Source organism: Corynebacterium sp. HMSC064E08, from assembly GCF_001811805.1.
In the GTDB taxonomy this organism is placed as follows: domain Bacteria; phylum Actinomycetota; class Actinomycetes; order Mycobacteriales; family Mycobacteriaceae; genus Corynebacterium; species Corynebacterium jeikeium_D.
The window spans coordinates 616457-629080 of the sequence record NZ_KV806700.1; the positions used below are offsets into that span (position 1 = coordinate 616457).

Below are 12624 nucleotides of genomic sequence, written 5' to 3' on the forward strand. Positions count from 1 at the left end.
ATGACACTTTCGTGGCAAAATTTGTGCTCAAAGTGTCATAAACCTAGTCAGTTTCTTTTTGGGGCAAACTATCCAGCGGTCCCTCGGCCCCGCTACCCAATCAACGGGCCGGCATTGCGCACATCCGCACGGAAAGTCACCCCACCTGCGGCTACCACGCGTTCGCGCTCGATGAGGATTGAACGGAGCGTCGATAAGCGAACTGCGTGCAATTCCACCTCTTTCCACACCACCCGCGCGACATCAAGCCCCGTTGCGCGCAGCGAACGCTCGCGGTAGGTTTCCCGCGTGAGCAGCTCGGACTGAGCCGCGGGCGTCGGCGCGACCTCGCTCGCCGAATACTTGATGTGGCCGTCGAACTCCACGACAAGCAGCAGGTCAGGGATATAAAAATCCACGCGGGCGAGAAAGTGCGGCGGATCGTGGCTGGTGCCGCGAGTCCAAATTTCGGCTTGCTCGTGGAATTTCAGGCCGAGTTCGAGAAGAGCGGCTTTAGTCAGCGCCTCACCGGGCGTTTCGCAGCGACCATGACAGACCGCGAGCGCACGGTGAAACAGCTCTTGGCCCCGCACGCTGGGATAATGCGCCGGGAGCTCCTCCAGCTGATCGCGCGTGGCGCCATGCCGCAGCGCACCTTCGACAGCCAACACCGCCGCCCGCCACGACACGGACTCCGGCCCCTTCTGCCTGAACCGGACGCGACACTCATCGAAGGCCGCACGCGCGAGCACCGCGACCCGCCGGTCCGCGAGCCCCTGCGTGTGATCCAGATGAATCTCCGAGCGCAAGCGCATGCAATAGTCGATGCCGTGGAACTCCTGACTCCCGCCCACGACCACAATCTTCGCATCGCGCACCAGCACCCACGAACCGTGCAAGGCCAGCGCTGCAGCTCCCGAAATAACGCCTGACGACGTCTCGGAGACCACCGCCAAAGCAGTAATAGCCAGGCGTTTCTCGCGGTGGAGCCCCTCCCAGGCGTGCGCGACTACATAGTGACCTCGGCAAAGCCGCTCCAGATAACCGGCCCGCGCCTGCCTTGCGACCTCGCGGTATCCATTCCCCGGCTGGTCATCCGGCCTAATGATTCCGAACTGGTCCGCCACCAGTTGCTTGCGTTTCTTGTTGACCATTTCTCCCCCGCCCCGTGGTTGTTGTCCTGTGGCTGTTGCCCCGTGGTAGTTATTTCGTCCTTATTCTTGTGGCGCTGTTTTGTGGCTCTATTTCGTGGCCTTGGCTTGTGGCACTGTTTTGTGGCCCCTATTTAATAAGGCGCGGAAATTGCCCTCGCGGTTCCATTCCTTTTCGGCTGAGCACCCAGTCGGGGGAAAACTTTTGGGGCTTGCGTGGTTTTTGTAGTTTGCGTGGTTTACGGGACCCGTGTGACCGTGCCCCACGGTCCTTCTGAGCTTGAGGCCGAGCTAGTGCCCAAGTTACTGACTAGGTTTATGACACTTTCGTGGCAAATTTTGTGCTCAAAGTGTCATAAACCTAGTCACTTTCTCCGCGGGTGAGCGCACCCGCTAGTCTTGAGGCATGACTGAATCGGCGCGCGAGGAGCGCAAAGCGACTGGGACCTCTTCTCAGACGAAGAGGCGGCGGCGGAATCGTCGCCGTTCTCAACGCGCGTCGTCAGCGGGCGCGAAAACACCACCAACAGCACCGGCTTCCACCACAACGGACGCAGCCACCACCGACGCGGCCACGACCAGCGCGGCTACTACCGGCGCAACCGCAACCGGCGCGAGTACCGCTGGCACACCCACAACGGCCACAACCACACCCGCCACGGCCGAGACCGCCGCAACAAAGGCCGCTGACGAGCACAAACAGTTCTCGTCGGCGGAGGACGCTCCTTACGCAATCGTGTCCATCCAGGCCACGGGCATCCATCCCAAGACGTCTCGGCTGGTCAGCCTGGGAGTGTCCACCGCCGACAGTAGCGGCAACATCGTGGACACCTGGCATGTCGTCATCAATCCCACCGAGGATCCCGGCCCGACACACCTCCACGGCCTCGAGCCCGCGGACTTCGAGGGGGCACCGAAATTCGGGGTGATCCAGGCCAAGCTCGCGCACGCGCTCGATGGGCGCACGTTGGTTGCTCATAATGCGCCGCTGGTCTGGGGTTTTATAGTTGCCGAGGCCAAGAGGGCCCGTCGTCAAGCGAATCGTGAGCGATCCGCGCGGAATAAGCGGGGGCGTCGTCGTACGCGCACTCGCGTCGCGAGAATTCCGGCGCCCGCACGGATTGCCGATACGTTGGAAACGGCGCGCCGCCAGGGCAAACGGCTTGACGACGCACGCCTGCGCGCCGTCGCGCGCGCCTATGGCCTCGATGTGCCTTCGCCCGAGGCATCGATTGCTGGCATCTCGGTGCCGGAGCGAGTGCGGACGTTGGATGACGTCACCACCACGCTTGCGCTGTTCCGCGCACAGGGCGGGCTCGATGCGGGCGCAACCGTGAACATGTACACGCCCGACCAGCTGCGCGAAGACATTGTGGGCCTGCAGCGCTCGGCAGTGCGTGTCGACGCGATGGAGGCGCCGCGCCCCGTGGAGAACCCCGGCCGCTATACGCCGGGGCGGAAGCTCGCGGAGGGCATGGAGTTCGTCGTGGCGCCAGAGGTGTCGCTGGACCCGGATGAGCTGATTGAGGCGGGAGTGCGGGCTGGGCTGGCCTACTCGGAGAAGGTCACGCGAGAGTCATCGGTGCTGGTGTGTAACCGACCTGCGGATGTGACACCGGATCAACTGACGGGCAAGGCCATGCATGCCCACCGGAAGGACATTCCGATCGTTTCCGATGAGGCATTCTTGCGACTGGTCGGAGAGATGTCGCCGGCCGCTGTGAAGGACGAGGCTAACGGCTGACTCGGTGGCTGCTCATTGGGTAATTGCAGTGGCACTGGGGCAACGGGCCTGCCGGATAGTCATCTTGTGGAGTCTAGTTTGCAGGCGTTAAGCCCCAGGACCGCGCTGATTCTGTGACGGTTGGAAGCGACGACCTTATAGATAAAGCTCCACAGTTTTGTCAGTGGCGGGAAGAGCAGGAATGTGCCCGCACATCGGAATAGTGCCTTGGTGCCGCCCTCACGCAAGGCGATACCTATCGCCTCGTGGCCGTACCGAAATTCTCGGCCGCTCTTAGCACCAGGTTCACCGACTGCTGCTTCGGCTGGGATTGTGGCGACCGCCGGGGTTGGAAGCATGGCGACCGCCTCAGCTGAGATGTGTTGACGAACTTCCTCTGGCAAGGACTGGTCTTCGGGACTAGCACCAATCATGCGGACACCACTGAGTTTGGCCAGAAGGGTCACGCTTGCCTCGCAGAACCCACAATCGCGGTCGTAGTAGAAAGTGATGTCAGGGTTCATCATTTTTCGGCGGCCTTTTTATACAGACTCTTGCCATTAAGTTTGGTGTGCTCAAAATTGACTAGGACATCAAATTTCTGGAGGTCTTCCCAAATTTCCTTGGCTTGCCCGCGCGACCCAATAGAGCCCGACTTCACGCATTGCAGTAGCACGTGCTCGGTATTGAAAATGTATCCAGCTTCTTGCTTCCGCGCTAGCTCACAGGCATCACCATCATCCATGATGAGCGCAGTGGCTACGCCCTTACCCTGATCTTTCGCATAAAGACAATGGGCGATAGCGATGTACTCTCCCAGGTGTTTAGCTTTGCCCCCTTGAAAGGTATAGCCAGGACCAGAATAGAGGCGAACATAGGGATAAAGTTTTTTGTGGTCATCGTCGAGAACTTCGACATTCGGGTGCCCCAGAAACCAATCCCAGTGTCTCTTTCCGCAGTTGAAGCGCCGTTTATCCAATTTGCGTTCGACTTCATTTTTGACTGCTCCTGGAATGCTGATGGTCTTCTTGCCTGCGAAGTCGAGCAAATACTGGTGATTCTTCGAACATACGAAATTAAGAAGTACGCTTGTATCAGCTATTAGGAGGTAACCAGCCATCGTTTATTGGGCGCTTTCTGAACTATCGGGACCATCGCCGAAGAAAGCGTCTAGTTCCGCGAAGGGATCTGCTTCCGTGTCAGCCGCATCCTGATTCTGCACATTCGCATCATGCCTCAATGGCGGTAACTGTGACTGCGATGCACTTATCAGCTCCTTCACCTCATCGACACTGCTCATTTCAGCAAAAGCAATGCTGGGAAGGTCGACTATCCCCTGTTCGTAAGCGCGATATACGTCTTTCACCAACCGCGCTGATGGTTGCACTAGTTCGGAGACCTTTACCGCGCGGTCATAGTCAGCTTTCCAGCCATACCGGGCAGCCAGCGTGGGAGCTGATACACCTTTCAGTTCTTCCGATTGCCCTTCGCTAATGAGGTCTGCGCGCCTCATCTGAATAAGTGCGACTCGCGGCGAAATTTGATACTTGCGAACGACATGGGACAACGCAGCAAGGACGTCACCTCCACCGATAAGCTCGCCGAGGTTCTGGTCTGTTTTCAACCCATCAGTTGGGCAGAGCACATTACGAGCGAAGGCATCAGCACGAACTTCCTGATAATCACGCTTGCCACAGGCGTATATTCCAGGCTCAGAGTGCTCATCATCTGCAACGATTTTCGAGGACTCGAAATCATTGGAAACAAAATGCCCAATTTCATGCGCAACGGTAAACCGCTGACGGTAAGGAACGGATGACTTCGCAATTCCAATGACTGTCGCTCCCGTCACGGGGTCACGCAAAGCAAGTGCATCAACATTGGCTGGTAAATCCAGAATCATAAAATCTGCATTAACCAACTGCATAAAGCCAGCGATGTCGGCGATTGGATCATTTCCTAGGGTGTGCTTCTTGCGGAACTCTATAGCAAGGTCGAGCCCCTCCTTGCTCGCACTGCACATGGGGAACCCTCCTTAATTTTGAGTTAGCAGCACTCGAAGCTGCAGGTAAGGCAAAAGCATCTCCCGCGCTCCCTTAACACTCGCGCCATCCTGTGAAGTGCGGGCCACGGCCTGCACACGCTGGCTGACCGGGTTTTCCTCCACAAGTTCATCCAACGGCACGCCAAGAGCCCACGCAAGCGCCATAACCTGCTCAAGTGAGTAAGTCGCCTTGCCATTTTCCAGGCGACTGACTGCAGATTGCGACACCACACCATCGGTGGCGTCAGCCAAATCACGTGTGGTCATGCCACGATTTGTGCGCAACTGATGCAAGCGCGCGCCGAAGAAGTTGCTTTCTGTATTAGCCATACCTCTTCCCCCTTATCTGCTAGTGGACAGTATAGGGCAACACATGAATCAAAACAATAATTCTTTGATTCAGTGCTTGAATTCGATTCCTCAAATACGCTTTCTCACCTCGGTAATCTCCTTCCTCTCTTCCGCCGCATGACCGCCTAATCCCCGAAGATCAACATGATCGCAATCACCTCAAAGTTCAGATTTCAAGGCTCCGCAGGGAGACCTCCCACAAATCCCATCAGGCCTCACAGGCCTGCTTCTTAGGCCTAGCCCTTTCGTGCGCGTAATATTTACACACATGACAAATGGCACCTCTCCGCAATCGCATTCCGCTGATAGCGCGGATGCCAGCCCGCACGGTACTGCTTCGAGTGGCTCCCGCGACTCGAATAGTTCTCGTGGCCTGCGCGGCACCGGCGCCCGCCTGCGCGCCGGCCTCGCCACATCCGCCGCTCACGCCGCCACCTGGGCCTCCCGGAAGTCCGGTCGCGGCGCGGGTGGCATGATCGGTGGCCTGATTGCGCAGAAGATTGACCCGCGCATTCTGGCTTCCCTCGGCAAGGGACGCCCGGCCGCGATCATCACTGGCACCAACGGCAAGTCCACCACCACCCGCATGTTCGCGGCCGCCATGCGCGCCGCTGGCCACAACGTGGCCACCAACGAGGGTGGCGACAACATGGACGCGGGTATTATCTCCGCGCTGCTCGCCACTCCCGATGCGGACAGCCTAGTCCTGGAGGTCGATGAGCTACACGTCCCGCACATCGCAGAGGACCTGAAACCGCAGGTCCTGGTGCTGCTGAACCTTTCCCGCGACCAGCTCGACCGCGTCGGCGAGATCAACAAGATTGAGGCCACACTCCGCGCTGCGGTGGACTCTAACCCGCAGGCGACGGTCATCGCCAACTGCGACGACCCACTCATCGCGTCGGCTGCGTGGGACGCCAAGAAGGTTATTTGGGTCTCCGCGGGCGGCGGCTGGACCAACGATGCCACCTCTTCCCCACGCACCGGCGGCCCTATCATCCAGGACGGCCACAACTGGTACGCCGTGAAGCCACTCCCGGACGGCTCGGAGTTCAAGCGGCCAGAGCCGGATTACCGCATCACTGCGGAGGGCGTCATCACGCCTGCTGGCGACACCCTGCCAATGAACCTCACGCTGCCGGGCAATGCCAACCGCGGCAACGCCACCCTGGCTATCGCGGGCGCTGTCGATATGGGCGCGGACCTGGAGAAGTCCCTCCGGGCCACCGAGACCGTCGACAACGTTGCGGGCCGCTACTCCACCATGGTTGTGCGGGATGACAAGGGCGCCGAGAAGCACGTGCGCATGCTGCTGGCCAAGAACCCCGCGGGCTGGCAGGAGGCGCTGTCCATGGTCGACCGCACCGCGGATGCAGTGGTCATCGCAGTCAACGGTCACGTCGCTGACGGCGAGGACCTGTCCTGGCTGTGGGATGTCCGCTTCGAGGACTTCGACGGCATGGATGTGCTGTCCGCGGGCGAACGCGGAACTGACCTAGCGGTGCGGTTGCTGTATGCGGGCATTGATGCGAGGTTGGTCGCAAATCCGCTGCAGGCGATCCGGTCGTGTGAGGCGCGGGGGTCGTCGTCAAGCGTCACCCGAGTTGAGGTGCTGGCGAACTACACCGCCTTCCGCGATTTGAAGCGCGACATCGAACGAGCACAGGAGGAAAAGTAAATGAGCGAGCTGTCTATCGGCCTGATCCTCCCGGACGTGCTGGGCACCTACGGCGATGATGGAAATGCGCTGGTGCTGCGGCAACGCGCGCGGATGCGTGGGATTGACGCCGAGATTGTCCCCATCAAGCTGGGCGATGCCGTCCCCACCGACCTGGATATTTACACCGTCGGCGGCGGCGAGGACGTCGCACAAACCATCGCGGTGGAGCATCTGATCAATGACGGCGGCATCAAAAAGGCGGCCGATGCCGGCAAGCAGATCCTCGCGATTTGCGCGGGCTTCCAGATTTTCGGCAATTCCTTCCGCGCGGGCGGACGCGACGTCGCAGGTCTCGGCCTTGTCGACTGCACCACTGATTCACTCGAGTCGCGCGCGATCGGCGAAATCTGCACGCTCGTCGATCCCACGAACGGTTTGCTTGACGACGTCGACGCCAGCCCGCTGACTGGCTTCGAAAACCACATGGGTCGCACGACCCTGGGTGCCGATGCGAAGCCGCTTGGTCGGGTTGTCCGTGGCGTGGGCAACTCTGGCCCGGAAGTGGAGCAGGCGGACTCCGGGATTGCTCCGGGAGTAGACGTTGCTGCACTTAACCCCGCCGGTGGCGTCGAGGGCGCGGTGCAGGGCTCGATTATCTGTACCTACCTGCACGGACCTGTGTTGGCTCGCAATCCGCAGCTGGCTGATCTGCTGCTGGCCCGCGCGACCAACCAGGACCTGTCGAGCCTGGCTCCGCTAGACCTCGAGGTCGTGGATAAGCTGCGCGAAGAACGCATCCTGTCCAAGCCGCGTCCGAAGAGCGAGCGCTAGTTTTGTGGTTTCGCGCGCGGCCGGTTGGCGGTCCTAGACCTTCAGCCGGCCCGTCAGCGCGCGGGACAGAGTGAGTTCATCGACGAACTCCAAGTCACCACCGAGCGGCATGCCGGAGGCCAACCGAGTGACTTCGAGATCCGGGAAGTCCCGCAGCAGCCGGGCCAAATAGGTGGCGGTAGCTTCGCCCTCGGTGTTGGGGTCAGTCGCGATGATGACCTCGTGGATTTCTGGGGGCTGGGTCTCGTCGACGTCGTCAAGCACGCCTGCGATACGTTGCAGCAGCGTGCGGATATTGAGCTCGTTCGGACCGATGCCGCCGAGCGGATCGAGCGCCCCGCCGAGCACGTGGTAGCGACCGTTGTACTCCCCCGTGCGCTCGATGGCCTGGATATCGCGCGCCTCTTCAACGACGCACACCAAACCTCGGTCGCGGCGTGTATCCGAGCAGTACTGGCACACGTCGGTTTCCGAAATATTGCTGCAGACCCGGCAGAATTGCACACCCTCGCGCACCCGACCAAGCGCGGATTGGAGCCGGCCGATGTCCTCCGGCTCCGCCTTCATCAGGTAGAAAGCGATACGCTGAGCTGACTTCGGGCCGATGCCCGGCAGGCGCGAGAACTCATCAATGAGATCTTGGAGTGGTCCTTCGAACAATGATAATTACCTACAAATACTGGTCTGAAAAGCTAATTTAGAAACCGAGGCCACCGAGACCGTCGAAGCCCTGGGACAGCGGGCCCATCTTCTGCTCCGCCAGCGACTGCACCTTAGCGGTAGCGTCCTGGAAAGCAGCGAGGACCAGGTCCTGCAGCCCGTCGACGTCCTCCGGGTCAACGACCTTCGGATCAATGGCGATGTCTGTGACCTCGCCCGAGCCCTGCATAGTCACCTTGACCAGACCGCCGCCGGCCTCACCGACGATGGTGGAAGCGACGATCTCCTGCTGTGCTGCCTGCAGCTGCGCCTGCATCTGCTGTGCCTGCTGCAGAATTGCGTTCATATCTGGCTGAGTCATAACTAACTTTCCTAACTATTGTGCTCTTTACGTGCTGATTTGTAGTTACGCGCACGCTTCTAAGGCTCATCGCCCATGCTTTACGACGCGCATCGCCGCCCCATTCTAACGGCTCTAGCGGTCTTCTAGCGGTTTGGCTCCCAGCTCCTTTTCCAGCATCTCCATGACCACGTCCTTTAGCGAGCGGTGATCGAGAGACCCGACCTCGTTCGCGGCCTCGAAATACTCGGAGGTGTCCTCTTCGTAGTTGTTGTCCTGCGGGGTTTGGGGAACCGGGTTGTAGTTGGTGTTGGCGTTGGAGGAGTAGTTGGACGGGTTGCGCGAACCGTAGCTCTCTGCGCCCTCTGTGCCCTCTGGCGGAGCGAATTCCTCCATCGGCTCTGGTGGCAGCGGGACGCCGCCGAAGCCCGAATCCTGATTGGCCTGGGCCTGGGCGTTCGCCTGTGCGTTTGCTTGCGCATTGGCCTGGGCCGCGCGCAGGAATGACTGCGGCTGGTTTGGCTGTTGCGGTTGTTGCTGGGCGGGGTTCGGGTTCGGTTGAGCTGGCTGGCTTGGTTGGCTTGCCTGATGTGGCTGTGTCGGCTGGTCGTGACCTGCCTGCTGTCCCATTGCAGCACGCTTGGCGGCTTCGATTTTGGCACGGCGCTCAACAACGGATGCGTATGCCGACGACCGCTGTGGGCCTGGCTGCGGCTGCTGTTCCTGCTGTTCCTGCTGTACCTGCTGCTCAGGTGTCTCTGGTTGCGCTGGCGCTGCTGGTGTCGGTGCAGGGGCGGTGTCGTTCGGCGAGGACGAACCTCTTGACGACGAATCATCCTCCCCGGAACCACCATTAGTAGCTGTTGAACGCGGTGCGCGCGGGCGCGTACCGACGACACAGTGCACCTGACCGTTGAAGCCCGTCACCTGCTTCACGGCAGTGGATAGTGCCTGAGCGTAATCAGGCGTATTGAGCCTGGTAGCGAGCGCTCCTGTGCTGTGTCCAATGACGAGCGTGTCGTTTTCGACATCGAGCGGTACCGCCTGCTCGGCCAGCACGCGAATGGGAAACGCATGCTGTCCGTCGACAGCCGCAAGGATGTCCTGCCAGTGCTCGCGGATTTGCTCGATACCGGCGGGTGCAGGTTCGGGCTCCGGCTGTGGTGTTGGTTCCGGCTTCGGTTGCGGTACTGGCTCTGGTGCTTGCTGAACTTGCGGTGCCGGCTGCGATTCCGGTTCCTGAGTAGTCTGCGTTGGCTGCTCAGGCTGTGCTGGTTGCTCGGGCTGTGGGGCCTGAGTTGGCTGCTCAGAGTGGGTTGGCGAGGCAGAGACAACTGGCTCTTCCTCGACAATCGACATCGAGCCGCCTTCACCCTCACGCTCGCGAGTCTGCTGCTCACGCTCTTGCGCAAGCTGCGCCCGAGTCTGCTGCTCGCTGATGCGGGCATGCTCCGCCATCTTCCGACGGAACTCACGAATCTTCTCTGCCTGAGCTTCTTCCTCGGACATCGGCTGCTCAGCCGATTCAGGCTGCTGCGGTTGTTCGGCCGGCTGAGACTGCTCAACTGATTCGGCCGGCGTAGGCTGTGCAGGCTGCTCAGCGGTCGCAGTAGATGCTTCTGGTGCAGGCTGCGGCTCAGTTACCGACTCCTGCGACACCGGTGCCGCTGGTGCAGACTGCTGCTGAACAGGTTCCGGCTGGGACTGAGGCTGCGACGATGCCTGCGCTGGCGCTGCCTGCCCAGCACGACTGCCCTGGGCCTGCGCCCCCTTCTTACGCTGGGCATTCCGCTGGCGCCATGCCTCACGAGCCGACTGGCCAGACTGCATCGGCGAAGCATCGGCCTCAGCCGCACCCGACCCCGGCCCCGCGGCGGAAGACGCCAGTGCCGCTGCGGGGGTTGCGGCCCCCGAGCCGTCGGCAAGCGCGGGCCTGCCGTGTTCCAACGCCTCTACGCGCTGCAGCAGCGACTCCACCGAATCTTCGGTGGCGGGCAGGAGCATGCGCGCGCACAGGACCTCGAGCAGCAGACGCGGCGAAGTCACGCCGCGGAAGTGGCGCAGGCCGTCAGAGAGCACCTGCGTGAAGCGCGTCAGGGTAGCCGGGGGAATTGTCCCGGCCTGCTCCAGGACACCGTCGATTTGGCTCTCCGGAATCTCTACAAGCCCCTGCTCCAGCGCATTCGGCACTGCGGACAGCACCAGCAAATCACGCACCCGGCCAAGCAGATCCGAGGCAAACCGAGCCGGATCCTGGCCCGACATAATCACACGCCCGACCACGCTAAACATGGCCGCGCGATCGCCTGCCGCCAGCGCCTCAATCGCATCCGTGATGATTACGCTGTCAGTGACACCGAGAATGGCCGCAGAAGTCTCATAATCCACACCATCGGTGCCGGAACCAGCAATGAGCTGATCCATAACCGACAGCGAGTCACGCGGCGAACCGCCACCGGCCTGGATGACCAGCGGATACACGTCCGGCTCTACCCGCACGCCCTCGGCCGTGACCACACGTTCAAGCAGCCCGCGCATATCCGGCGGAGTCAACAACCGGAACGGGTAGTGGTGCGTACGCGAACGAATCGTCGGCAGCACACGCTCTGGCTCCGTGGTCGCAAAAATGAAGATGAGATGCTCCGGCGGCTCCTCCACAATCTTCAACAGCGCATTGAAACCCGAGGCGGTAATCATATGCGCCTCGTCAATAATGAAGATGCGGTAGCGCGACTCCGCCGGCTGGAAGATAGCCTTTTCCCGCAGATCACGCATATCTTCCACACCGTTGTGGGAAGCCGCATCCAGCTCAATAACGTCCAAATTGCCCGGACCACCCGGCGCCAACGCACGACACGACGCACACTGGCCACACGGCGTCGCCGTCGGCCCCTCCGCACAGTTCAAACTGCGCGCCATAATGCGCGCCGACGAGGTCTTGCCACAGCCACGCGGCCCGGAGAACAAATACGCATGGTTAATGCGGTTGGGACGCCCCTGCGCATCACGAGATTCCAACGCCGCCGACAGCGGGTCAGTTACGTGCCGCTGCCCCACCACTTCGGCGAACGATGCCGGACGATACTTCCTATACAGAGCCACGTGCTCAGCCTACCTTCCACCCCGGACCGGCTAGTTCGAACCCTCCTGGGAAACAACCGAATCACGGCACCAATCCCGCAGGTCAGCGTCCACCTCGGCCAACTTCTGCATCAACGCCTGCGGACCCTGCTGCTCATAAAACACCAGCTCCGCATCCGTAATTGGCACCAGCTGCGTCATCGTGGTCATGCGCCCCTGCGGCGACTCCACATCGCCCTCATGCAGGCTGATTTTGCCCGGCATCTCGGACACATTGGGCACCCCGTCGCTCCACACATACGGCACCGTGCACAGCACGTGCGCCACGGTAAAGGCCGCGCTTGACGACGGCTCCCCTACCTCGGCCACCTGATCGGCAGCCAGCCGCACCGCATTCGGAATAACACGGCCCGGAATTGGCGACAGGAACTCCGGCTCTTCCTCCACCAGCGCTCCCGCGGCCGCGACCATGGTGGCCACGGGAAAATCAGCGTATGCGACGGAGAAGAGCTCCACGCGGATATCCGTCTTTGCTGCGCCGGTCAGGCCACAGTAGTTGCGGCCCAACTCCACGGTGGCGGCTGCCGTTTCCGGACGACGCTCGTTCGCTTGGCCGTCCGGCCCGTCGTAAAGCGAGAACTCAGCGACCCGCAGCGGAGCCGAATCGTGTTCCTGCCCGTGCCGACCACTGGCCGGCAGCTCCGTCACATACTCGCCGACCTGGGGTTCTCCGGGGAAAAGCCCGGAGATCCAAAACTTCGTCTCTTCGAAGTTCATATAGTCCTATCCCGACCTACCTGGCTT

The 12624-nt window shown here is 61.0% G+C and carries 12 protein-coding genes; 3 read left to right on the top strand and 9 right to left on the bottom strand.

Features of this window, described 5'->3' with window-relative positions:
- Window positions 1–92 precede the first annotated feature (92 nt).
- Entirely contained in the window at window positions 93–1106 is a 1014-nt protein-coding gene (locus HMPREF2820_RS08350) for a hypothetical protein (protein ID WP_246820047.1), read from the bottom strand.
- A gap of 430 nt (window positions 1107–1536) precedes the next feature.
- On the opposite strand from HMPREF2820_RS08350, the gene HMPREF2820_RS08355 reads away from it, so the two are divergent.
- Window positions 1537–2874: an exonuclease domain-containing protein gene (locus HMPREF2820_RS08355; protein ID WP_083308465.1), complete on the top strand. Its 1338-nt coding sequence runs from the start codon at window positions 1537–1539 to the stop codon at window positions 2872–2874.
- A 59-nt stretch (window positions 2875–2933) separates the two neighbouring features.
- Here HMPREF2820_RS08355 and HMPREF2820_RS08360 read toward each other — a convergent pair whose 3' ends face one another.
- The 4 genes from HMPREF2820_RS08360 to HMPREF2820_RS08375 all read right to left on the bottom strand — a co-directional run bounded on the left by HMPREF2820_RS08360 (window position 2934) and on the right by HMPREF2820_RS08375 (window position 5227).
- Complete coding sequence (locus HMPREF2820_RS08360) at window positions 2934–3380, bottom strand: thiol-disulfide oxidoreductase DCC family protein (RefSeq protein ID WP_049190150.1); 447 nt, start codon at window positions 3378–3380, stop codon at window positions 2934–2936.
- A complete protein-coding gene (locus HMPREF2820_RS08365; protein WP_141737768.1) occupies window positions 3377–3901 on the bottom strand; it encodes a PIN domain-containing protein in 525 nt (174 codons plus the stop codon). The genes HMPREF2820_RS08360 and HMPREF2820_RS08365 overlap by 4 nt, the downstream gene beginning before the upstream one ends.
- A gap of 75 nt (window positions 3902–3976) precedes the next feature.
- Window positions 3977–4876, bottom strand: coding sequence for an ImmA/IrrE family metallo-endopeptidase (locus HMPREF2820_RS08370; protein WP_049190155.1), 900 nt, complete (start codon window positions 4874–4876; stop codon window positions 3977–3979).
- Window positions 4877–4888: 12 nt separating this feature from the next.
- Complete coding sequence (locus tag HMPREF2820_RS08375; protein ID WP_049190157.1) at window positions 4889–5227, bottom strand: helix-turn-helix domain-containing protein; 339 nt, start codon at window positions 5225–5227, stop codon at window positions 4889–4891.
- Window positions 5228–5516: 289 nt separating this feature from the next.
- Between HMPREF2820_RS08375 and HMPREF2820_RS08380 the strand changes: the two genes are divergently transcribed.
- Both HMPREF2820_RS08380 and HMPREF2820_RS08385 read left to right on the top strand, forming a co-directional pair.
- The gene (locus HMPREF2820_RS08380; RefSeq protein ID WP_246822245.1) at window positions 5517–6926 is read left to right on the top strand and encodes a MurT ligase domain-containing protein; all 1410 of its coding nucleotides are present in this window, start codon (window positions 5517–5519) and stop codon (window positions 6924–6926) included.
- Window positions 6927–7739, top strand: a complete 813-nt coding sequence (locus tag HMPREF2820_RS08385; RefSeq protein WP_070603622.1) for a type 1 glutamine amidotransferase — start codon at window positions 6927–6929, stop codon at window positions 7737–7739.
- Between the two features lie 33 nt (window positions 7740–7772).
- Here the strand turns inward: HMPREF2820_RS08385 and recR are convergent, their stop codons facing one another.
- The 4 genes from recR to HMPREF2820_RS08405 form a co-directional block, all read right to left on the bottom strand.
- Window positions 7773–8399: a recombination mediator RecR gene (recR, locus tag HMPREF2820_RS08390; RefSeq protein WP_070603623.1), complete on the bottom strand. Its 627-nt coding sequence runs from the start codon at window positions 8397–8399 to the stop codon at window positions 7773–7775.
- A 37-nt stretch (window positions 8400–8436) separates the two neighbouring features.
- Window positions 8437–8760 (bottom strand): YbaB/EbfC family nucleoid-associated protein, encoded by a 324-nt coding sequence (locus HMPREF2820_RS08395; protein ID WP_005511884.1) that lies wholly within the window; start codon window positions 8758–8760, stop codon window positions 8437–8439.
- Between the two features lie 114 nt (window positions 8761–8874).
- Complete coding sequence (locus tag HMPREF2820_RS08400) at window positions 8875–11841, bottom strand: DNA polymerase III subunit gamma and tau (RefSeq protein ID WP_070603624.1); 2967 nt, start codon at window positions 11839–11841, stop codon at window positions 8875–8877.
- Window positions 11842–11871: 30 nt separating this feature from the next.
- Window positions 11872–12597: a suppressor of fused domain protein gene (locus tag HMPREF2820_RS08405; protein WP_070603625.1), complete on the bottom strand. Its 726-nt coding sequence runs from the start codon at window positions 12595–12597 to the stop codon at window positions 11872–11874.
- Window positions 12598–12624: the final 27 nt, after the last annotated feature.